This window comes from Nostoc sp. FACHB-152 (genome assembly GCF_014697475.1).
Lineage (GTDB): Bacteria > Cyanobacteriota > Cyanobacteriia > Cyanobacteriales > Nostocaceae > Nostoc_B.
Genome location: NZ_JACJRV010000047.1, coordinates 1 through 22,200 on the forward strand (window position 1 = coordinate 1; position 22,200 = coordinate 22,200).

27 protein-coding genes are annotated in these 22,200 nt (G+C 40.9%); 9 read left to right on the forward strand and 18 right to left on the reverse strand.

The annotated features are described in order from the left end of the window. Positions 1-528: 528 nt before the first annotated feature. From H6G76_RS23840 to H6G76_RS23870, 7 genes are all read right to left on the reverse strand, one after another. A complete protein-coding gene (locus H6G76_RS23840; protein WP_190706489.1) occupies positions 529-1,035 on the reverse strand; it encodes a DUF177 domain-containing protein in 507 nt (168 codons plus the stop codon). 112 nt (positions 1,036-1,147) lie between these two features. After that, positions 1,148-1,663 carry a R3H domain-containing nucleic acid-binding protein gene (locus H6G76_RS23845; protein WP_190706492.1) on the reverse strand — a complete coding sequence of 172 codons (516 nt, stop codon included), beginning with the start codon at positions 1,661-1,663 and terminating at the stop codon, positions 1,148-1,150. 3 nt (positions 1,664-1,666) lie between these two features. Then, positions 1,667-2,809 (reverse strand): membrane protein insertase YidC, encoded by a 1,143-nt coding sequence (gene yidC / locus H6G76_RS23850; RefSeq protein WP_190706495.1) that lies wholly within the window; start codon positions 2,807-2,809, stop codon positions 1,667-1,669. 229 nt (positions 2,810-3,038) lie between these two features. Then, positions 3,039-3,425, reverse strand: a complete 387-nt coding sequence (locus H6G76_RS23855; protein ID WP_190706497.1) for a PH domain-containing protein — start codon at positions 3,423-3,425, stop codon at positions 3,039-3,041. Further along, positions 3,412-3,828, reverse strand: coding sequence for a ribonuclease P protein component (gene rnpA, locus H6G76_RS23860; RefSeq protein WP_190706499.1), 417 nt, complete (start codon positions 3,826-3,828; stop codon positions 3,412-3,414). The genes H6G76_RS23855 and rnpA overlap by 14 nt, the downstream gene beginning before the upstream one ends. A gap of 25 nt (positions 3,829-3,853) precedes the next feature. Continuing rightward, positions 3,854-3,988, reverse strand: coding sequence for a 50S ribosomal protein L34 (rpmH, locus tag H6G76_RS23865; RefSeq protein ID WP_190691740.1), 135 nt, complete (start codon positions 3,986-3,988; stop codon positions 3,854-3,856). Positions 3,989-4,103: 115 nt separating this feature from the next. After that, positions 4,104-4,658 (reverse strand): DUF2808 domain-containing protein, encoded by a 555-nt coding sequence (locus tag H6G76_RS23870; protein WP_190706501.1) that lies wholly within the window; start codon positions 4,656-4,658, stop codon positions 4,104-4,106. Positions 4,659-5,168: 510 nt separating this feature from the next. On the opposite strand from H6G76_RS23870, the gene H6G76_RS37805 reads away from it, so the two are divergent. From H6G76_RS37805 to H6G76_RS23885, 4 genes are all read left to right on the forward strand, one after another. Further along, entirely contained in the window at positions 5,169-5,303 is a 135-nt protein-coding gene (locus tag H6G76_RS37805) for a hypothetical protein (RefSeq protein ID WP_277883125.1), read from the forward strand. Between the two features lie 90 nt (positions 5,304-5,393). Next, positions 5,394-6,569, forward strand: a complete 1,176-nt coding sequence (locus H6G76_RS23875; protein WP_190706504.1) for a Re/Si-specific NAD(P)(+) transhydrogenase subunit alpha — start codon at positions 5,394-5,396, stop codon at positions 6,567-6,569. A gap of 152 nt (positions 6,570-6,721) precedes the next feature. Next, the gene (locus H6G76_RS23880; RefSeq protein WP_190706507.1) at positions 6,722-7,015 is read left to right on the forward strand and encodes an NAD(P) transhydrogenase subunit alpha; all 294 of its coding nucleotides are present in this window, start codon (positions 6,722-6,724) and stop codon (positions 7,013-7,015) included. Further along, entirely contained in the window at positions 7,012-8,418 is a 1,407-nt protein-coding gene (locus tag H6G76_RS23885) for an NAD(P)(+) transhydrogenase (Re/Si-specific) subunit beta (protein WP_190706511.1), read from the forward strand. Before H6G76_RS23880 ends, H6G76_RS23885 begins: the two co-directional genes overlap by 4 nt. Before the next feature lie 171 nt (positions 8,419-8,589). Here H6G76_RS23885 and H6G76_RS23890 read toward each other — a convergent pair whose 3' ends face one another. The 5 genes from H6G76_RS23890 to H6G76_RS23910 form a co-directional block, all read right to left on the reverse strand. Beyond that, positions 8,590-8,958, reverse strand: coding sequence for an aspartyl protease (locus tag H6G76_RS23890; RefSeq protein WP_190706514.1), 369 nt, complete (start codon positions 8,956-8,958; stop codon positions 8,590-8,592). Beyond that, positions 8,955-9,272, reverse strand: coding sequence for a hypothetical protein (locus H6G76_RS23895; protein ID WP_190706517.1), 318 nt, complete (start codon positions 9,270-9,272; stop codon positions 8,955-8,957). The genes H6G76_RS23890 and H6G76_RS23895 overlap by 4 nt, the downstream gene beginning before the upstream one ends. An 83-nt stretch (positions 9,273-9,355) precedes the next feature. Then, positions 9,356-9,646 carry a DUF3349 domain-containing protein gene (locus H6G76_RS23900; protein WP_190706520.1) on the reverse strand — a complete coding sequence of 97 codons (291 nt, stop codon included), beginning with the start codon at positions 9,644-9,646 and terminating at the stop codon, positions 9,356-9,358. Between the two features lie 2 nt (positions 9,647-9,648). Beyond that, complete coding sequence (locus H6G76_RS23905) at positions 9,649-10,053, reverse strand: DUF1308 domain-containing protein (protein ID WP_190706522.1); 405 nt, start codon at positions 10,051-10,053, stop codon at positions 9,649-9,651. A 318-nt stretch (positions 10,054-10,371) separates the two neighbouring features. After that, positions 10,372-10,551 (reverse strand): hypothetical protein, encoded by a 180-nt coding sequence (locus tag H6G76_RS23910; protein ID WP_190706525.1) that lies wholly within the window; start codon positions 10,549-10,551, stop codon positions 10,372-10,374. Between the two features lie 274 nt (positions 10,552-10,825). Here H6G76_RS23910 and H6G76_RS23915 point away from each other — a divergent pair, with 274 nt between their 5' ends. Further along, complete coding sequence (locus H6G76_RS23915) at positions 10,826-11,962, forward strand: type I restriction endonuclease (RefSeq protein ID WP_190706527.1); 1,137 nt, start codon at positions 10,826-10,828, stop codon at positions 11,960-11,962. A 131-nt stretch (positions 11,963-12,093) separates the two neighbouring features. On the opposite strand, the gene H6G76_RS23920 is transcribed toward H6G76_RS23915, so the two are convergent. Beyond that, the gene (locus H6G76_RS23920; RefSeq protein WP_190706629.1) at positions 12,094-14,565 is read right to left on the reverse strand and encodes an ATP-dependent Clp protease ATP-binding subunit; all 2,472 of its coding nucleotides are present in this window, start codon (positions 14,563-14,565) and stop codon (positions 12,094-12,096) included. Positions 14,566-14,996: 431 nt separating this feature from the next. Beyond that, a complete protein-coding gene (gene rimI, locus H6G76_RS23925; protein ID WP_190706531.1) occupies positions 14,997-15,545 on the reverse strand; it encodes a ribosomal protein S18-alanine N-acetyltransferase in 549 nt (182 codons plus the stop codon). Positions 15,546-15,637: 92 nt separating this feature from the next. Here rimI and lysA point away from each other — a divergent pair, with 92 nt between their 5' ends. The 3 genes from lysA to uppS all read left to right on the forward strand — a co-directional run bounded on the left by lysA (position 15,638) and on the right by uppS (position 18,803). After that, the gene (gene lysA, locus H6G76_RS23930) at positions 15,638-17,041 is read left to right on the forward strand and encodes a diaminopimelate decarboxylase (RefSeq protein ID WP_190706533.1); all 1,404 of its coding nucleotides are present in this window, start codon (positions 15,638-15,640) and stop codon (positions 17,039-17,041) included. A gap of 92 nt (positions 17,042-17,133) precedes the next feature. Continuing rightward, positions 17,134-18,057: a diadenylate cyclase CdaA gene (gene cdaA, locus H6G76_RS23935; protein WP_190706536.1), complete on the forward strand. Its 924-nt coding sequence runs from the start codon at positions 17,134-17,136 to the stop codon at positions 18,055-18,057. Further along, complete coding sequence (uppS, locus tag H6G76_RS23940; protein ID WP_190706539.1) at positions 18,054-18,803, forward strand: polyprenyl diphosphate synthase; 750 nt, start codon at positions 18,054-18,056, stop codon at positions 18,801-18,803. Before cdaA ends, uppS begins: the two co-directional genes overlap by 4 nt. Positions 18,804-18,871: 68 nt before the next feature. Here the strand turns inward: uppS and H6G76_RS23945 are convergent, their stop codons facing one another. Beyond that, positions 18,872-19,144, reverse strand: coding sequence for a DUF3143 domain-containing protein (locus H6G76_RS23945; RefSeq protein ID WP_190706542.1), 273 nt, complete (start codon positions 19,142-19,144; stop codon positions 18,872-18,874). A 96-nt stretch (positions 19,145-19,240) separates the two neighbouring features. Further along, the gene (locus H6G76_RS23950) at positions 19,241-19,825 is read right to left on the reverse strand and encodes a J domain-containing protein (RefSeq protein ID WP_190706544.1); all 585 of its coding nucleotides are present in this window, start codon (positions 19,823-19,825) and stop codon (positions 19,241-19,243) included. Between the two features lie 111 nt (positions 19,826-19,936). On the opposite strand from H6G76_RS23950, the gene surE reads away from it, so the two are divergent. Then, complete coding sequence (surE, locus tag H6G76_RS23955; RefSeq protein ID WP_190706547.1) at positions 19,937-20,617, forward strand: 5'/3'-nucleotidase SurE; 681 nt, start codon at positions 19,937-19,939, stop codon at positions 20,615-20,617. A gap of 195 nt (positions 20,618-20,812) precedes the next feature. Here surE and H6G76_RS23960 read toward each other — a convergent pair whose 3' ends face one another. Together H6G76_RS23960 and H6G76_RS23965 are read right to left on the reverse strand one after the other, a co-directional pair. Next, positions 20,813-21,130, reverse strand: coding sequence for a hypothetical protein (locus tag H6G76_RS23960; protein WP_190706550.1), 318 nt, complete (start codon positions 21,128-21,130; stop codon positions 20,813-20,815). Between the two features lie 385 nt (positions 21,131-21,515). Further along, entirely contained in the window at positions 21,516-22,136 is a 621-nt protein-coding gene (locus tag H6G76_RS23965; RefSeq protein ID WP_190706552.1) for a HupE/UreJ family protein, read from the reverse strand. Positions 22,137-22,200 lie beyond the last annotated feature (64 nt).

The following is a 22,200-nucleotide window of genomic DNA, read 5'->3' on the forward strand; positions in this document are numbered from 1 at the left end:
CGAACTCTAGCTAGTGCCACTGCCAAACTCAACCTCTGCTTCATCAGGCTCATGATTAAGAGGCTTGCAGGTTCTTCCTAAGATGTCAAATGGGTTCTATAGAATGAAAAACCAAGTTTTCATAAACTTTCAAATGTTTATTTTGGACAAAATATCTTGAGTGTAGATGTTGCTGTTTGCCCTCCTCTCATTACAACTACCAATGACGTAAATCATTAAGGATACAGATGCTCCCTTTGCTAAGAGAGCATCTGTTTACAGAAATTCTGTTAATTTATAATATTTGAGACTTACAGCTAGTAACTCTGACAATAGTTAGAGATTTATGCAACAAACCTGTGTATAGGTTTAAAAAATAGCTCATAATAGCTTTCTTAAGCCATAAATGCAGAGATGAGACAAGTTACAAGGTTTTACCCTTTGTAAAGAAGCTTGTGAATTTTACTTTAAAAACAGCTAAACCCAACATTGATAAAGTTGTTGGGTTCTATGCTTCTTATTGTTGATGCTGTGATTTATTACCAAAGCTTATCCCGGAAGCTGTTTTTTTAACGCTTCCAACCCAGCCCAACGGTTATCAACAGGCTTATCTGAAATATCATTAGCACTGCTCAAAATACCTGGGCAATTAAGGTCACACAGCTGACGCTGAGGTATTTCTAAACACATTTGCTCGTACAACCATTCGCTAGGATAAAAATAGCCATTGGGTGAGATAGTTTCTACCAAATCTTCCATAGCCACTTCTCGCTCTAAAGGCAAGTCTTGTGCTTGACTTGCATCTTCATCCAACCAAATAACTTCTTTGGTGTTTAGCGCCAATCTGTGATTGTACTGCTGCAAACAGCGGTTACAAGTACAAGTAATGATTGTTTCTGCCTTGCCAGTAACTTCTAGGTAGTTACCGTGATGTTGAACACGTAAGCGACCGCGAACGGGTGTCAATGTTTCCAGTCCGGGCAGAAACTCTGTCACTTGAATTTCCTCTGTCCGCTCCGGGGCTTTGGTTAGCTGCGGAATAAAAATTGCGTCCATAGGATTTGTGAGGCATCCTCACGAAAACTGATGTTACAAATCAGCAAAATTGCTGAAGTTAGATATCTATTTTAGCTCTTGGAGCAGTCGAAATTATTGACTGGGTGAGCTTTCATAATTTCAGAGCCGAACGAACAACTAGATGACGATGTGGTTCTTTGCCGCGACTGAATGTTTCCAAATCAGAAAATTCCTTCAAGAAGGTATGGATTTGCCGTCGTTCAGCTGAACTGAGGGATTTTATTTCCACTTCTCTACCGGAAGTACGTACTTCATTGGCTGCATCTTCAGCTAAGGCACGAATTTCTGCTTCTCTTCTCACCCGATAACCATTCAACTCAATGGTATAAGATGCTTGCTCTTCCTGTGGTTGGTTCAGGTTAAGAACAGAATTTGCGAGATACTGAATCGCATCTAGTACAGAACCATCAGCACCAATGAAAATTTGGATTTGCGTTGGTGTTAAGTTGGTTTCGTCAATCGTCAACCAGTAATTATCTGGTTCTGGGGAATCTTCATCTTGAAACTGGGCTATTTCTAAATTGCCCCGGATATCAGCAGAGACACCAGTGAGTTCTAGCAGTGATTTTAACCACTGCTGACCTCGCTGCATGGAACTATTACTCATCTATTAACCTGTAGCCTTTTTCTTAGAACTTTTTGGCTCAAAAGGTAATGACTTTTGTTCGGTGACTGCTTCTTTCTCCTGCGTAGCTACAATTTTTTGTAATTCCTCTGGTAAGGGTTCGCGGGAGAGCAGATAAGTTTGCAAAGTCTGGAAAATATTACCAATTACCATATACATCAGCACCCCAGCCGGTAAGGGGAAGAACAAAAACATCCCAGAAAAAATAACTGGGGTAATTTTGTTGACTGTATCCTGTTGTGGGTTGCCGCCACTGGAGTTCTGCCCAGAAAGTATTTGGCTAACGTAAAGACTGATCCCAAAGAAAATCACCATAGCAACGATATCCCAGTGGATAGTACCGTCGGGATCAATTGCACCAACTCTGCCTAAAGCATCAATGAAGAGGAATCCTTTATCTGCTGCCAGTCCGGGAATTGTACCTTGAAGGGTGACATCTCCTGGCTGCAAGGCTTCAATATTACCTTGGGCATCGATTTTGATTCTTTCTTCACCTTTGGTAATTTTCCATTCGGGAGTTAGCTTTGTTTCTGGGTGTTCGGTTAATAAGACATCAAAAGGTTTACCTTCTAATGTCTGATATTGTATTTTTGTTTTTTCTCCCACTGATAGTTTGTTACCACCAGGGAGGATAGCAGTTACTTTATGGTGTTCCCCATCAGCAACATAAATGTTTTGGGGGGCAGTAGCAAAAGCTTGGGGTTGAATTCTTTCAATTTGTTCAGCAGGAAAGATTTGCAGGTTAACAGAGTAGTTAACTCCAGCAAAAGGTGATCCCCGTAAAGTGGCAAACAGAGCTAACAATACAGGCATTTGCAAAAGCAGTGGCAAACATCCTGCTAAGGGGTTGCCAAACTCCTTTTGGACGTTCATCATTTCTTCTTGCTGCTTTTGCGGGTCGTCCTTATAACGCTCTTTGATTTCTGCCATCCGCTTTTGCATCAGAGGTTGCACAATTCGCATCCGCCGCATATTGCGGATTGAACCAGCACTCAGGGGATAGAGCGCAAAGCGGACTATCAATGTCAAGGCAACGATCGCCAATCCATAGCTCGGCAAAATGCCGTAGAAAAAGTCTATGATTGGCAACATTACGTTGTTTGAGAGGAACCCGATACCAAAATCCATTATTCTGAATTCAACCTGAGGTACTGTAAATTTAACTGAATCTAATTTATCTAAATCGTGATTCGGCTGCGACTATATCTCGCTACGGATAGCCGCACCAGGGCGAAAGTTGGGAGTGGGGAGTGATGTGTAGGGAATGGTATGAGTTTTTGATAAGTGGGAAGTTTTGAATTTTTTATCTTATACAGAATTCCCTACTTCCTACTCCCTATTCCCTACTTCCCATTTTTTATTTAGCACCAGTGTAGGTGGGGTTTTTAGTGGTGATTCTTTCAGTGATGTAGTCATATACTTCACGAAACTTGGGAATTGCCCGCATTTCTAAACGACTGCCATTTCTGAGGGTGACTACCATATCGCCCCAGATGCCTATGCCACGGGGAACTTTAACGATGTTGACAATTTCTGAATAGATAATGTCAGTGCGATCGCGTCCCATCCAACCCCCAGTTACGGAAATCCTGCGGTCTGTAATGCGATAACGTAGCCACAATGCTCTGACAATTGCCCCAATTGTTAAGGGAATAGCCACAACAGTTAGTCCAAGCAGTAAATTGAGAATTAAGTCCCCAATGTGTGGCCCGCCTTCATAATAAACTTCTTCACGAATGCCCATTTAATACCTCAGTTTGTGCCAACAACTGCTTTAATTCTTGCAGAAATTGTTGGCTTCCGCACTCTTGTTCTGCTGCTGTTGGTTTTACAACAAATACTAACCGCCATCCTGGTGCTAATTTTGGCAACAACTGATGCAAAGCTGCTGTCATTTGACGCTTAATTCGGTTACGCACTACTGCCTTTTTACTGACTTTCGTGCTGATTGATATACCAATTTTTGTACTAACAACTTTGGAATTAGTTGCTAGTGTAGTTGTGGCAGCATCCAAAGAAAGATCTTCGGAAAACTTTGGTCGTAAAGCTCTCAATGTGAAATGAGAACTCTGCCGCCGAATTCCTTCTCGGAAAACTGCCTGAAAATCTTGACGAGATTTGAGTCTATTCGCCTTAGGCAAAGCCACAGCTGCTCTGGTTGCTGAAAATGCTCTAAACGCTCAAACGATGACGGCCTTTTCTTCTTCTAGCCCTAATTACATTTCTGCCATCTGGTGTCCGCATTCTGGCACGAAATCCTGAGGTTCTTTTTCTCTTACGGCAAGTGCCGCCTAGCGTTCTTTTCATACTGTTGTCCTCTAAGGCGATTATGATAAAAAGTCACAATCTATAATCTTACCATCGTCTATAGTCAAGAGTCCATAAAATTAATTCTATTAACTATTGACCGTTGACGCTTGATTCAACTGATACTCAAAATCCAAGATCCCAAATAACGCAATAGTGGCACATCGCCAGGCGAAAGAACTTGACAGTTGAAATAGTAAACGCCACCAAAGGATGGATTCTGCACGTTAGATAACACTAAATCGACTCTACTGCCTGCTGGGACAGGTTCTTGAGGAAATATTTCAATTACTCGACCTTCTTTATCCCATTTAACTTCTGAAAGGGGTACTTTTTTGCCTTTCACTCGGACTTCTATTTTTTTAGGATCAAAACTTCCTTTGTAGTATTTAGGATAGGTAATGGCAAATTGAGCAACTGCCAATTTCATCTTTTGTTGGGGAATTTTTAGAATATATCTATCTCTACTGTTAGTCTGTCCACCAAAATCTAAGCGGAAGGGTAGCTGATTTTCTGATTTGACACCGCTAAATAGTGTGAGTCCAGGTAAGCTTTGACCTAAAGCTGTAGTAGTCAAGCCAGTCAGCAGACAGCTACTTACTACTAAAGCCGTAAATACTGCCAAGTGTGGCTTACGTCGCTCAGAATTGCCCCCAAGTAAACGTTGCATAGTTAAGCTCCTCTACCAGATATAGCTTTATTTATGTAAACACCTAAGTTTAGTATTCTTAACTAAACTTTACTACTGAATTCTTGACATTGGACGATAACTTAAAACAAAAAGTGCCGTCACTCATAAAATAATCGAGTCTCAACTCAAAAAATCGCTGAAATTTACTGTCACTATTTGCTAAAAAATTAAGCTTTTGAATTTTGTATTTTTCTGCTTGCTGTCTAAAAAAAGGTGAATATATTACTAAATATGTACAAGTGTATCTAATTTTGATGTCTTTGTCATAAAAATTGATCCAGGCTATTAGCGATCGCCAAGGAAATTAAGCTAGATTGAGAAAAATAAGGTGGCATTACAAAAAGAGTAATCTTTAAAAATTACCTAAAATTATTAAGCTTTCAAACTTTTACAATATTGCAATATGTAAGTAAGGCAAAATTTTCAAATTCCGAAAACAAGCTAAAGACAAAGACCTACACTAAAGAATCAACCTAGGATTGGCAGTATGTGAACCTATGGGTCACTATCAGTAAGCGTGACCAAATCCAAAAAGCAAAGTTAGGCTTTGTCTGCATCAGCAAGAGTAGGAAATATCAAGGTCAAGGTTCAATCTACAAGCAAAGCGCGATCGCGCTGCAATAAGTGCAGATCCACTATCAGCGTGGAAAATTCCTAAACCAAGGAAAATTGCAAATTTTGCAGATATGTAAGTATTTATCTTTAGGAGATTTCATGAGAATAGCAGTTGCTAAAGAAATAGAAGTTTGTGAACGTCGTGTGGCATTAAATCCTGACACCGTTGCCCGATTAGTAAAACAGGGTTTAGAGATATGGGTAGAAAAAGGTGCAGGAGAGCGATCATTTTTTAGCGATTCTGACTATGAAGCAGCAGGAGCAACAATTATTAGTGATGCTGCTCAATTATGGAATCAAGCAGATATTTTACTTAAAGTAAGTCCACCGCAAGAGCGAGAAGATGGACGTTCTGAAATTGATTTACTAAGAGAAGGATCTGTCTTAATTAGCTTTCTGAATCCTTTAGGAAATCCGGTAGTAGCGCAGCAGTTAGCTAACCGTAAAGTTACAGCTTTGAGCATGGAATTAATTCCCCGCACCACCAGAGCGCAAAGCATGGATGCACTCTCTTCACAAGCATCATTAGCAGGTTACAAAGCTGTATTAATTGCCGCCGCCGCATTACCAAAATACTTCCCGATGTTAACAACAGCAGCAGGTACAATTGCCCCAGCTAAAGTATTTATTATGGGTGCAGGTGTTGCAGGACTGCAAGCGATCGCCACAGCTAGACGCTTGGGAGCAGTAGTAGAAGCCTTTGATATTCGTCCCGCCGTTAAAGAAGAAGTCCAAAGTTTAGGCGCAAAATTTGTTGAAGTCACACTAGACGAAGAAACCACCGCAGCAGGTGGTTACGCCAAAGAAATTTCTGAAGCTAGCAAACAACGCACCCAAGAAGTTGTCGCTGAACACGTCAAAAACGCTGATGTGGTAATTACTACCGCCCAAGTTCCTGGAAGACAAGCACCAAGACTAGTTACAGAAGAAATGGTAGCTCAGATGAAACCAGGTTCAGTAATTGTCGATTTAGCTGCTGAACAAGGTGGTAACTGCGCTTGCACAGAACCCGGCAAAGATATTGTTTGGAATGGTGTAACGATTATTGGCCCGATTAATCTACCTTCATCTATGCCAGTCCACGCTAGCCAATTGTATTCCAAGAACCTGACATCTTTACTGCAACTATTAATTAACAAAGAAAAAGCTTTGCAAGTAGACTTTGCCGACGACATCATCGATGCAGCTTGCATTACCCATGCAGGTGAAATTCGCAATCAACGAGTCAAGGATGCGTTACAAGCTATCAATATTCAACAACCAGCAGTTAATTAGAGGTTAGGGACTAGGGACTAGGGACTAGGGATTAGAGGCTAGGGACTATGGGCTAGAAATAAGCAAATTGTGCTTGAATCTGCCCATAACTTTAGAACTAGTTTTTTAATCTACATCTAGCCTCTAACCTCTCACATAAGGAGTTTTTCAACATGACAGACGCATTACTTGCAGCTTTGTTTGTATTTGTGTTGGCATCTTTTATTGGCTTTGAAGTCATCAATAAAGTGCCACCGACGCTGCACACACCTTTAATGTCAGGCTCAAACGCGATTTCTGGTATTGCAGTACTTGGAGCGATTGTGGCTGCGGGTGCTAGAGAAACAAATATCTCGGTAATTCTCGGTTTGATTTCGGTGGTGTTAGCCACAGTTAACGTCGTCGGTGGATTTTTAGTCACCGATAGGATGTTGCAAATGTTTAAGAAAAAGGAGATTAAGGCGTGAGCGACTTTTTACCAACTGGGATTCAGCTGACGTATTTAGTCGCTGCATCTTTATTCATTTTGGGTTTGAAAAAGCTGGGATCACCGGCGACAGCGCGGAATGGGAATGTGATTGCAGCAGTAGGAATGCTGTTGGCAATTGTCGCCACCATGCTGGATCAACACGTATTAAACTACGAAATGATTTTGTTAGGCTTGGCAATTGGTTCGGCGATTGGTGCGATCGCAGCCTACAAAGTCCAGATGACAGAAATGCCCCAAATGGTTGGTTTACTAAATGGTTTGGGCGGTGCAGCTTCCGCACTAGTTGCCGTTGCAGAATTTTGGCGGTTGTTAGATAGTTCTCAACCCATACCCCTGGATGTCAACATTTCCATGTTGTTGGATGTGTTAATTGGTGGTGTCACCTTCACAGGTAGTTTTCTAGCCTTTGCTAAGTTACAAGGTTTAATTAGCGGTTCCCCAATTACATTTCCATTTCAACAACCATTTAACCTGTTACTGCTGGGTGCTTATCTAGCTGGTAGTGCTTACTTAATCGTCACACCAGATAGCTTACCTATATTCTTGGCAGTAGTTGCAGTTTCCTTGGTGCTGGGTGTGATGTTCGTCATCCCGATTGGTGGTGGCGATATGCCTGTAGTCATTTCGCTGTTAAACTCCTTATCGGGGATCGCCGCCGCCGCCGCTGGGTTTGTGGTGATGAACAATATGTTAATCATCGCTGGCGCATTAGTAGGAGCTTCCGGGATCATCCTCACCGAGATTATGTGTAAGGCAATGAACCGTTCTCTATTCAGCGTGCTGTTCAGTGCTTTTGGTTCAGTGAGTGCAACTGGCGGCGGTGCTGCTGGTAGTAGTACAACCGATCAAAGTGTTCGCAGCATTGATCCCGAAGAAGGCGCGATGATGTTGGGTTATGCGCGTAGCGTGGTGATTGTACCGGGTTACGGTATGGCAGTTGCCCAAGCGCAACACAGCGTAAGAGAATTGGCAGATCAACTAGAACGCATGGGTGTAGATGTTAAGTATGCTATTCACCCTGTAGCTGGGAGAATGCCTGGACACATGAACGTCTTGCTGGCTGAGGCAAATGTACCTTATACCCAGTTGTATGACATGGATGATATTAATCCTCAATTAGAACAGGCAGATGTAGCTTTAGTAATTGGGGCTAATGATGTGGTAAACCCTGCGGCGCGTAGCGATACTAATAGCCCAATTTATGGGATGCCGATTTTGGAAGTAGATAAAGCCAAGCACACAATTGTAATTAAGCGCGGTATGAGTGCAGGTTTTGCTGGTGTAGATAATGAGTTGTTCTACAAAGATAAAACCACAATGTTGTTTGGTAGTGCGAAAGATATGGTTGCGAAGTTAGTTTCTGAAGTAAAGCAACTTTAACGAACCGCAGAGGCGCAGAGAGCGCGGATTAAAAAATTAAAGAGTTGGCTTGCCTTGGGAGTGTAATGCTTCTAAGGCAAGTTTTTAATTGGGAAATTAGCCCAAGCATAGGCGCAAAGGACAGAAAATGTATTAGTTATAACCCACCTTCCGCACCCAAATTAGTTACCTTCACCCTAAACTCAAGATTCCTGCTGAAAAATTTACAGATAAAGGCAAAATTCTCAACCACTGTAGACCTAAAAGAGGTTCAGGTATGCCATCACTAGCTAAAACAGGAATAATGTAGTCCTGTTCATCCAAACTTATTTTGCCTTCATATATATTGAAGAAAGCTTCTCCTCTTGCCATTTGCATAATGCTATTACGTTGAATTAAAGGCCATCCTATACTTTCAGCATCTTGTATATCAAGTGCCAACCAGCCAGAGGTAAATCCTGTGTCTAATAAAACCTCGATAGGGTAGTTGTCTCCATCAAACGAAATTATCTCTACATCGAAAATTAGCTCTCCAATCTCACCAAATCTCCCCAAAATCATATCCGTCCACAAGTACCTGTTTCATTGAGACGGAACGTAACAAGCCAACCAGTAGGATATTTTTGGCGTGCTTTTTTGTCAGCAATATTTTCATCTAGATCAATAAAATAATCACCACTGTTTGGTTCAATCACAATAAAACAGTTGTAATGTTCATCTATTAATTGCGGACAAACTTGATCAAAAATAACACGAGCTTTTTGTCCACGAGCATTATTTTCTGCTTTCCGTTTAGCTAATTCTTCTGGTGGTATTGTAAACTCTGGAAAGATTCTTCCTAGTTGACGGCGGCGCACGGGTTTTGTATTAGTCATAGTTGCTTTAATTTTGTTTATCTTTTGGTGTTTATCTTAGCAAGAATATTGGTGCGATCGCTCCAGTTATGATAGTTCATTAACTATTCGTCAATCCACTTTTGATAGCCGCAATTAACTAAAAGTTGTTTTAACTTAGTAATATCTTCAGCTTTGGGAATATCAACTGACTGTACTCGGTATACATCATTGAGTACCACACTATAGTCTTTACCAATGTAGTAGGCGATAACTTCGGCTACGTTTCTATCTGACATTTCCTCACTTAGTAATGCTAAAAGGACTTCATAATTTTCTTCTTCAATTCCATTAGGAAAAGCACATTGAATTAATCTATAGGTGCTTTGTAGATGGGGCGGAATAGTTATTTGCATAATTAATTACCAGTTAACGGAAAAGGTGGATGAATATATACGAGAAAATCCACGCCTTGAGCAGAAGCGGCTCTAACAGCTTTTGTATCTGCTGTTGTGGTCACAATACCTAATTGATCACCTGTACCTAAAATAATAATATCGCTTATTCCTAACCTTCTTGTTGGCTGTAGGTTTAAGGCTCTAGGTGATGGGTTATCTGGAATTATGGTTACTTTTTGCAAAAATCTTCTAGCTCTATCCTGTTCTAATATTCCACCAATACTTTTGACTATATTAGTGAACTCACCAAAAGCAGTTTGAGTCATTAGCATTTTTTGAGCATTTATATATTGTCGCAACAAGTAACGGACAGAAGAACCTTCTGCAATGAAAGCTATAGCCGTTACAGTATCTAGATTCACCATGTTATGGTTAAACTTCAAACCCTCCGGTTGATTGAATCTTAAAATTTATATATTTTCCAAGCCCAAGTACATATAAATTTACAAGTTTGATGCTTTTGTATTGCCATGTAAAATAAGCAAAATTTTTAAATCAATAAAAAAGTAGATAATTCATGAGTGTTTTCATTTGTCGGCTTTATGTAAATTTGACAGTATATATTTGTTGAGTATAAACATAATTTTGCTTTTGAAAAAGTAATAAAAAAAACATATGAAGGAGGCAACATAATATTTATACATATCTCAATAAATTTACAGTCATTCCTCATCTGAGAAAGACTAGTTCCTTGCTGCTTCTGTGACCACATCTGTATCTAGCTTTAATCTTTCTGCTATTTGCTGAATACTTAACCCTAGTTCTAGCAAAAGTGGCACCATTTTTAACTTAGCTTGTATTTCTCCTTTTTCAAACGCTTCTTCATAAACTTTGGTGTTCCGAATCAGGTTTAAATTCAACATGGTTTTTACTTCCTAACAACTTAGATTAGAAAACTTAAAATTGTTTGCTAGAAACTAATACAATTGAGTGTGATAATAATAAGTTTTATGGTTATAAGTAATTTTACGATAATTCTCTAAAAATAACACCCACTTAATAAGCGTAAAAATTCGGAGGCACAGGGATAAAATTACGGAGATGATGTAATTTAGGATGCACAGCAACTTATTTATGTAGCCATTAAAAATAAGTTTCTTGCAATTACATCTTAACTAGTCTCATCTATTACAAAATATGGATTTTATTGATCAAATAAAAGCTGTATCTCAGCAAATTCCAAAACTAAAAGAGCAAGTATTGACTGAAGAAGCTACCAAAAACGCTTTTGTAATGCCTTTCATTAATGCACTAGGGTATAACGTTTTTAATCCAACAGAAGTTTGCCCTGAGTTTACGGCTGATGTACCTGGTTTAAAAGGAGAAAAAGTAGATTATGCAATTAACATGAATGGTGTTCCTATCATTCTTATTGAATGTAAATGGTGTGGTGCGAGTCTAGAACATCCAAAACATAGCTCACAATTACACAGATACTTTCACGCTACAGAAGCTAAGTTTGGTATCTTAACTAATGGTATTCTCTATAGATTTTATACTGATACAGAGAAAACTAATGTTATGGATGAGAAACCATTCTTTGAGTTCAACATGATGGATTTTAATGAATCTATGGTGAATGAGCTTAAACGGTTTTCTAAAATAGCGTTTAATCCTGAGCAGATGGCAGATTTTGCCAAAAATCTTCTTTACACAAAAGAGATTAAGCGACTTATGGCAGAGCAGCTGACTGAACCCTCGCCGGAATTTGTTAAATTTTTTGCTAGCCAAGTATATACAGGAAGATTAACTGTATCAGTCACAGATAAATTTACAGAAATTACAAAGCGTTCTCTCAAGGAATTTATTAATGATCGAATCACAGATAGATTAAAATCAGCTATTGATCTTCCTGATACTATGACTACAGGAACACAATCTACCGCTAATCAAGATACAGAAGTAGATATAGAAGCAGATTCTTCCTTATCTGGAAATGAAGTTCCTATCACAGAGGAAGAAATGCAAGGGTTTTTAATTGTTAAGGCTATTTTACGAGAAGTTATTGATATTAGCCAACTTAAATTTAGAGGCACAAAAAACTATTTTGGAATTAACCTTGATAATAAGGTATCTAAAACTGTTTGCCGACTCTGGTTTAAGTCAAGTAAAAAATATATCGGCATTATTGATGTGGATGGGAAAGAAGCTAAAAAATCCATTTCGAGTCTAGATGAGATTTATGGATTAGTAGAAATTCTAAAAGATAGAGCTAAATATCTAACTCAAAACAGTGTAAAGCAGCCAAAATCAGTAGAGTTATATGAGTCATAGTTATCTATGATTTCGTCTAAGGTTCAGGGGAATAACAGTCTAGCTATAGCAACAAATAAAGAAAAACGGTAGAGGATAAATTTCTCTACCGTTTTTGAATTTTTATTTGAGAATCAAATCCCAAACTTTAATTACGACTCAACACCTTGAGGCATTAATTCTCGGCGCTGTTGAGAACTAACTTGCACGTTGCCGTTTTCATCAACATCAACTAGGGCGATATCGCCATCTTTGATGCGACCAGACAGAATTTCTTCTGCTAGGCTATCTTCCAGCAAGCGCATAATTGCCCGGCGTAACGGTCTTGCACCGTAGCTTGGGCTGTAACCTTCTTGGATGAGGCGGTCTTTGAAGCGTTCGGTGACTTCTAAGGTTATGCCTTTTTCGGTCAATCGACCAAACACTTCTTTGAGCATGATGTCGGCGATTTCGGTAACTTCGGCCTTGCTCAATTGACGGAAGACGATAATCTCATCTAGACGGTTGAGGAATTCTGGACGGAAGTACTGTTTCAGTTCTTCGTTGACCAAGGAGCGAATACGGTTATACTGCGATTCGCTTTGATCTTCGGCAAACTCGAAGCCGATACCGCCGCCGCCTTTTTCAATTACCTTGGAACCGATGTTGGATGTCAAAATCAGCAAGGTGTTCTTGAAGTCAACGGTGCGACCTTTGGCATCAGTTAACCGACCGTCTTCTAAAATTTGCAGCAGCATATTGAAGACATCGGGGTGGGCTTTTTCGATTTCGTCGAATAGCACCACGGTATATGGACGACGGCGTACAGCTTCGGTTAATTGACCGCCTTCGTTATAACCAACATAACCAGGAGGCGAACCAATCAGTTTGCTGACGGTGTGACGTTCCATATATTCCGACATATCCAGGCGGATCATTGCTTCTTCAGAACCGAAGAAGTAAGAAGCCAAGGATTTTGCCAACTCTGTTTTACCTACACCAGTCGGCCCGGAGAACACAAAGCTAGCAATTGGTCGATTGGGGTTCTTCAAACCGACACGCGCGCGGCGAATTGCCCGTGAAACTGCTTTCACAGCATCTTCTTGACCGATTAAACGCTGATGCAATGTGTCTTCCATGTGCAGCAGCTTCTCGGATTCAGATTCGGTGAGTTTGTTCACCGGAACACCTGTCCAGGAGGCGACGATGTGAGCAATGTCTTCTTCGGTAACTACGGGTTCTACGCCGTCACCGCTAGCACCGTTGGTTTTGCTTTGTGCGATCGCCCGGATTTCGGCTTTGATTTCCATTTCTCGATCGCGCAGTTCCCCGGCTCTGTCAAAGTCTTGGGAACGCACTGCATCATCTTTTTCTTTTAAGATTTGGCGCAGTTCTTTATCTAACTCTTTGGCTGCGGGAGGCAGTTGGGAGTTGATTAACCGCACGCGCGAACCTGCTTCATCAATCAAGTCGATGGCTTTATCTGGCAAGTAGCGATCGCTGATATAACGGTCAGACAATTTCGCTGCTGCGACTAAAGCTTCATCAGAAATTTTCAACTTGTGATGTTGCTCGTAGCGATCGCGCAATCCATGCAATATTTCTATAGTTTCATCGACTGTCGGTTCACCTACCATCACTGGCTGGAAGCGGCGTTCTAAGGCTGCATCGCGCTCGATATGTTTGCGGTATTCGTCGAGGGTGGTTGCACCGATACATTGCAATTCACCTCTAGCCAATGCTGGTTTGAGGATGTTGGCTGCGTCGATGGCACCTTCGGCTGCACCTGCACCAATTAGGGTGTGTACCTCGTCAATCACCAAAATGACGTTACCCGCAGAGCGGATTTCATCCATGATTTTCTTGAGGCGTTCTTCAAATTCACCCCGATATTTGGTACCTGCTACCAGCAAACCGATATCTAGTGTGACTACGCGTTTGTCTTCCAGGATGTCGGGGACATCTTTGTTGGCAATACGGCTCGCTAAACCTTCAGCGATCGCAGTTTTACCAACCCCTGGTTCACCAATCAGCACTGGGTTATTTTTTGTCCGGCGACCCAAGATTTGGATTACACGCTCAATTTCTTTCGCGCGTCCTACGACTGGATCAAGTTTATTATCCGTCGCCATCTGGGTTAGGTTCGAGCCGAATTCATCCAAGGTAGGAGTCTTCGTGCGTCCCGATTGCCCGGTCGCCGAAACCTCTGCTGTTTCTCCCAGCATTCGGATGACTTGGGTTCTTACCTTAGATAGATCCACCCCAAGGTTTTCTAGCACCCTGGCTGCTACACCTTCCCCTTCCCGGATCAGGCCCAACAGCAGATGCTCGGTGCCAATGTAGTTATGCCCTAATTGGCGCGCTTCTTCTAGGGATAGTTCTAGAACCCGCTTTGCCCGTGGCGTAAACGGAATTTCCACGGCCACAAAGCCTGAACCCCGGCCTATGATTTTTTCTACTTCAATACGGGCATCTTTGAGATTGACACCCATTGATTTCAGCACCTTGGCCGCAACTCCTGTGCCTTCCCCGATTAGACCCAAGAGGATCTGTTCGGTTCCCACAAAGTTGTGGCCTAAACGGCGGGCCTCTTCTTGGGCCAGCATGATTACCTTAATGGCTTTTTCTGTGAAGCGTTCAAACATGGCATTTTTCCCATCACCTGCGTCGTGCCGGTACGCTGATTTTAGCACAGGCTAAGGTTTTGGGTGTCTGTATCACAAATAATAGACATCCAAAGAATATTACTTAAATTGATGGATGAGGTTATCAACTACTTATAAGTTTTGCTGCGGCTACTATGTTGAGGAGCTTTAATTTACTAGCTTTTGAGCTTGGATTGTAAATACTTAGCCGCTGGTAAACATATATTAATTTTACCAGTCACAAATACTAATTGTTAGCACAATTTGACTCTCAAAGTCAAAATTTTTATGAAAATATTTTATTTACAAATATAAAAAAATAAATTGATTAAATATTCTAATGATTCAAATGTTGTTATTGGTCATTGGTCAATAGCTAATAGTCATTAGTTATCCCTTCTGCCCCTCTGCTCTCTTGATCCCCGTGTTAACTAATTAATTAACTGCCAAGAAAATTGGCTTAACTGTTTGCTAACAGTCGTATGCCAATGATCTAAAGTTTTTTGAAACTGTGGATACTGTAAATCTGATAGCCAAAGAATCAAGGCATCCTCGCCGTTATCTTTGTAATAACCCCGTCGCCGCCCAGCAGTTTTAAAGCCAAATTTCTGATATAAGGATATAGCGGCAACGTTAGAAGCTCTGACTTCGAGGGTGGCACGCTCTAAACCGCGATCGCAAGCTGTCTTCAACAGAGCATACAATAAAGCCTGTCCCAAACCTTGACGGTGGTATTGGGGATGAATCGCCAATATTGTGATGTGGGCTTCGTCTAAAATCGACCAAAAGCAGCCCATACCTAAAAGTTTAATGCTAGACAATGGCGAAAACAAACCCAGTAATTCGCTGTTAGGACTGTCCAACTCTCGTTGGTAGCCTTCTATTGTCCAAAGTCCGCCAAAACAAGCTCGATCTAGTTCTAAGATTGCACTCAGGTCATCTTTTGTGAGCGATCGCAATTTTAAGTCTGATGAAATCACATTTATTTGGATAAGATTACAAGGCCTTTGTAAACTGAAAATCGGGAGACTTCCTCGCGCCCTTAATTTGTACAAGGACAATTTATATAGTTATGGTATCGACTCACCCCACTGAGGTTCAACTTACTGGTAATCAGTATTTATCTCAAAAGCTCAACCCAAACGCAACTATTTCGCCTAACCAGCAACTATTACCATTAACAGCTAAAGTTAATAGTGATGATTGCTTGGAAATTGGTGGGTGTGATGTCACAACCCTAGTTCAACAGTTTGGTTCACCTTTATATATTTTAGATGAAGAAACACTCCGTTCGGCTTGTCGGCAATACCGAGATGCTTTTAAGCAATACTACAAAGGTGAATCCCAAGTATTGTATGCTTCTAAGGCGTGGAATTGTTTAGCCGTTTGTGCGATCGCAGGTTCTGAAGGTTTAGGAATCGATGTTGTCTCTGGCGGCGAACTTTACACCGCTTTAACTGCTGGCGTTAGTCCTGAGAAAATTTACCTACACGGCAATAATAAATCGCAGTCAGAGCTAGTTTTAGCGATTGCATCTGGTGTCACGATTGTCGTGGATAACTGGCAAGAATTGCACACATTGGTGGCATTGAGCCAAAACAGCCAGCCAATTCGGATTATGCTGCGGTTAACTCCTGGTATTGAATGCCACACCCACGAATATATCCGCACGGGACACTTAGATAGTAAATTTGGCTTTGACCCTAACGACTTAGATGAAGTATTTACCTTTGTTAGCAAGCAACCTTCCCTAAACTGCGTAGGATTACACGCTCACATTGGTTCACAAATTTTTGAACTGCAACCCCATCAAGATTTAGCGGCTGTGATGGTGCAGTGGTTCCGAGATACTGCTAAGTACGGTTTAAACTTAACTGAACTAAATATAGGTGGTGGGTTAGGGGTTTGCTATACAGAATCAGATGATCCACCCAGTATTGATGAATGGGTAAAAGTAATTTGCGAAGGTATTCAAGAAACTTGTACTGCGGAAAACTTGCCTTTACCAAAGCTATTATGTGAACCAGGGCGATCGCTGATTGCGACATCTTGTGTCACTGCTTATACCATTGGCGCAACAAAAGTAGTACCAGAAATTCGTACCTACGTATCTGTTGATGGCGGGATGTCAGATAATCCCCGACCAATTACTTACCAGTCAGTTTATCGTGCCGTAGTTGCCAATAAAATGTCTGCTCCTGTAAGTGAAACAGTTACAATTGCTGGTAAACATTGTGAATCAGGCGATATCCTAATTAAGAATGCCCAACTGCCAAAAACTGAATCAGGAGATATTCTCGTAGTTATGGCAACGGGTGCTTACAATTACAGTATGGCATCTAACTACAACCGCTTACCCCGACCCGCAGCAGTCGTAGTCGCAAATAGCGAAGCGAATTTGATTTTGCAACGCGAAACTTATCAAGATTTGATTCGACAAGATTGCCTACCAGAAAGACTAAAAATTAGTCATTAGTTATTAGTCAGAAGTCAATAGTCAAAACCAATGACCATTGACTATTGACTTCTGACAAAAAAGTATTATAGACAGAAAGAAATCCAGATGTCATGAGAGATTGGTCAAAGCATTGGCTGACAAACCTAGGATGGTCGCAGTCCTTGCTATTTAGGACTCTGGATATTGTATTGGTGCTGGCGCTGACTTACATGATACTAGTTATTATTAATGAGCGCCGAACATTGTGGATGGTGCGTGGATTCATTATATTAATGCTGGCATCGGCACTCAGTGGTAGTTTGGGTCTACCACTACTAAATTTTGTCTTAGAAAAATTAGTGATTGGTTGTGCTGTGGCGATGGCGGTGGCGTTACAATCAGAGTTTCGCCGATTTTTGGAACAATTAGGACGTGGGGAATTACGTCAGTTGTTTCAAACCTCCAATTTAACAATCCCCAAATCTGATAGTGTGATTGATGAAATTGTGGAAGCGGTTAAAGAACTTTCAAAAAACCGAATCGGAGCTTTGCTAATTTTGGAAACCACTGGCCCAATTGACGAGCGAGACTTTTCTGTGCCTGGAGTTAAGCTGAATGCTGATGTTTCTAAAGAACTGATACAAACAATTTTTCAGCCGAAAACTTTGTTACACGATGGGGCGACTTTGATTCGTGGCTCACGGATTGTATCATCAGGTATAATTTTACCACTTTCGGGACGCACAGCCTCGCGCCAGTTGGGTACACGCCATCGGGCCGCGATGGGGATTACGGAACGGGTCGAAAATTGTATTTGTGTGGTTGTATCGGAAGAGACGGGTTCTATTTCCTTAGCGGAACGGGGAACCCTAAATAGACCACTGACAATTAGAAAACTTAAAGAGTCTTTAGAGGCTCGATTATCTCCAACTGTAGATCGGGAAGCCGTAGCTCCGGGTTTATTGAGTTGGGTGCGTCAGATTGGTAGTAAGGCACTAGTACTGGTTTCACGTTTACTCGGATTACCATCGACCGCTTCTCGAGATAAAAAATGACTGTACAACACACTGATTTGGAATATTTGCCCCCTGACTTAAAAAAAGAACTACTACCCAAACACGTTGCAGTGATTATGGATGGCAATGGTCGATGGGCGAAACGTCAGGGTTTACCGCGAATTATGGGGCATAAGCGCGGTGTCGATGCTTTAAAAGATTTGTTACGTTGTTGTAAAGACTGGGGGATTCAGGCACTTACTGCTTATGCTTTTTCCACAGAAAATTGGAAAAGACCTCAGGAAGAAGTAGATTTTTTGATGACTCTATTTCAAGTAGTTTTACGCCAGGAACTACGGGAAATGGTTGAGGAAAATGTGCAAATTCAGTTTGTCGGCAATTTGCAAGCTTTACCGCGCTCGCTTCAAGAAGAAATTACCCGTTCAATGGAGGCTACTAAGAATAATCGCAGTATTCGGTTTTCTGTGGCAACTAATTATGGAGGACGGCAAGAAATTTTACAAGCTTGTCGCGCGATCGCTCAAAAAGTCGAGCAAGGTATCCTCAAACCTGATGAAATTGATGAAACGGTATTTGAAAGTCATCTGTACACAGCTGGAATTGCTGACCCCGATTTATTAATTCGTACTAGCGGTGAAATGCGTCTGTCAAATTTCCTTCTCTGGCAAATGGCTTACGGGGAAATCTATATTACTGATACTCTTTGGCCAGATTTTGACCGTACTGAGTTTCATCGTGCTTTGTGTGCATATCAGCAACGAGAGCGAAGATTTGGCAAGGTGTAACAAAGGGAGTTGGGAATGGGGAATAGGGAGTAGGGATATTTACCACTCCCAACTCCCAACTCCCCAATTTACGGGCCAGAAAACACAGCTTGTTCTATATCTTCCCGGCTGAGGGAATACTTAAATGAGCGTTGGATATCTTGGCTATTTTCTCCAGCTTCTATATATCTAACTACGATTTGTTCAATATCCAGCCAGAGTTCAGCTTGCCAACTAGGCCTTTGTAAATGCCAGCAATGAAGTTGTGTTTCATCTTGTTGACAGCCTTGGTCTTTTAACCACTGCTCAATTTGGGGCAGTGGATGATTATATAAAGGTGTATCTGCTGGAAGAAGGGACATAAGAATTTAGGTTGTGATATGGAAAACAGTTTATAGCAGGGGACAGGGGACAGGGGACAGGTTACAGAGTTAAAAACTTTATGGTGTTTAATTTTTTTATATGTTGATATCCTCTGATAAATTTGCAGATGAAAAGTTAAAACTTTGAATTTCCTCACAGCTAGGTGATTGCGATAGATAAGAAATTGGCTTTTCGACTTTGGTGACTGGTTGTGGTGCTTGGGTTTGGAAAGCAGCTTCACCACGTGCAAATCCGATCGCGATTGCGAGTAATAAACATCCCACAAAGGTTAGCCCAAGGATAAATAAAGCAAAGATTTCGCCAGAAGAAAGCGGGCGATCGCTTGCATCTAAGTAAGCGGATTTAGAGTAATCGTAAGAATAACGTACTGGACGATTCAAGTCAGCAGGTGCTTGAATCACACCAAAGCGGGAATAGCCGATTTTCAAGTCATAGCTGAGTCGCCGTTCAGGATGGCTAAGGGTTGCGTAGGCTTCATTAATCTGCTGGAATTTAGTAGTAGCAAGAGTAGCAGGTAATTCTGTAGTGTCAGGATGGTAGCGTTTGCTCAATTCCCTATAAGCACGACGAATATCAATCACCGATGCTGAGGGATGCAGTCCTAGCAGGGAGTAGTATGTGGTACCACTGCTTTGTGGCTTTGCCCCGTTTTGATTCACGGCTGTATGAGTTACTTTGCAAGCGAGTTTTTTTTAATATTGTAAACCTCCTACTTGCACTAAATCCGAACCCACCATCGTAATCGCATCTCCAAGGGACTACAAATACTTATGACTATCATATTAACTAACGATGACGGCATTGACGCTCCTGGAATTAAAGCTTTAATGCAAGCTGTCAAAGGTAAAAATACTATTATTGCTGCGCCTAAAGACCATCAATCTGGCTGTGGTCATCAAGTTACCACAACTCGCCCGATTACTGTCCACAGGCGTTCTGAGACAGAATATGCGATCGCCGGTACACCTGCCGATTGTGTGAGAATTGCAATATCACAAATTAGCCAAGATATTAAATTTGTCTTATCAGGAATTAATGCTGGTGGCAATTTAGGGGTAGATGCTTATATATCGGGAACTGTGGCTGCTGTGCGGGAAGCTGCTATGAATGGTATTCCCGGAATTGCGATTTCTCACTATCGCAAAGCCAAGCAAAATTTTGATTGGGAATTGGCAGCAAAATTAACTGCTGAGGTAATAAATGATTTACTTCAGCGTCATCTAGAACCAGGCTATTTTTGGAATGTAAATTTACCACATCTACAGCCAGGAGAAACAGAACCCAAGATGATATTTTGCCAACCTTGCAATAAAGCTTTACCGATTAATTATCGTGTGGATGGCGATGATTTTTATTATGTTGGGGAATACGGTAAACGCGATCGCACTCCCGGCAGTGATGTGGATGTCTGTTTTTCTGGCAATATTGCTATTACTCAGTTAAGAGTTTAAATACTAAATCAGAAAATTTTAGATTTTGGATTCTCTATTGATTCCGCCGATAAATCCGGGGTCTTTTCTACTAAGAATATCTTGCTAAGGTATCATTCCTCACACCATACACCCTTACACCAATACCTATCAAGATATCTTTCATCAGACTGGAAATCCTTATACCCTTATGCCAATTTATTTATAGCGAGGGTTTTATCTTTTTTTAGTGACTTTAGTATCTGACCCTTCAATCAAAGATGTTAGCCTGTCTAAAGTTTGCGTGAGTTGAGTCAGTTTTTGCAAAGTATGATTTTGAGATTCAGCCAAGCTCTGTACTGTGCCACAGAGTGCAAAAATTTGGTTGCCTTGCTGCTGCAACTGTTTTCCTTGAGCTTCAACTTGCACGCTTAGATAATCTACTCTTTCCGCGAGGCTTTCAATTGTCTCAGTAGTAGTAAGTACTGCTTCCCCAATTTGTTCAACAATTGATTCTAAGCGATTAACTTTAACTTCGACTCCACCTGAAATCATGTCTTTACCACCTCATCATAAAATATTAGTCCTCAGTGCCTCATTCCTTTTTTATTCATGTTGATGTACATAGTTAATAATTACTACGTACATTCTGCAATATATATTAGCTAAGGTTATTTCTAATACATTATTTATTTAAGAGTTTATTACCCTGAGCAAGTAATAATTTCTCAAACAAAGTGTTTGAGATGCCTAACTTATGGAATTAATTAGTGATTAATTCCAAATATTGCAGAATTTCTTGTACATATTAACTAAACTTAATCAACTTCCCAAAGATATATTTTGTAGAATTTACGTAAGTTTTACAAAGTCATCTGTAGCGAAGTTGGGGCTTTCTCAAGCCTATAACCGTTCACTATCACACCAAAATGTAATTTAGTTAATTAAAAGAGCCTTGCAAGAACACAATACTAACAGCGCAGATAGCAAAGCCTACAAAACTTATAATTCTTGGCACAGTACTTGAGACTTCAAGTGTATCGCCAATTTTTTTAGAACTCATAACTACTGCATACTGTGTCAAAATAGCACCAAAAATATAGAATCCTGAAGTTATTGTGTCTGCTCCAACAATTGATTCACTACTAAAATAACCTTGAAATAACCCAGCGATCGCACTGAAGAGAAGTAGGATTAAAAATTTCGGTTGTGGTATCAACAGCATGACACCAAAAGCCACGTTGGTAATGGCGATCGCAATCTCTATACCAGGTACACTTATTTGCGATAGGTGAATTACTGTGCCTAAAATGGCTGCTAATACAAATGAGATAGCTATCCAACTACTGCTAACCATCCGCGCAGCAAGTAAACCAATAGCAATGATACTAACAAAATTACCAAAGCTGAGTACAGGCTCTGCCATTCCCCACAAAAAGCCGTCCCCAGGGTTAGATATCACATGATGAGAAGGTAGCCCACTCCATAAACTCAGCAGACTAATCAAAACTAAAGCAGCGATCGCACCAACAAGGCGATCAAATAACTTATCCTTAAGCATAACAATTTACTCAATTAGTTTTTTGGTACTTTATACTGCCCAATTACCAAAAAAAACTAACATT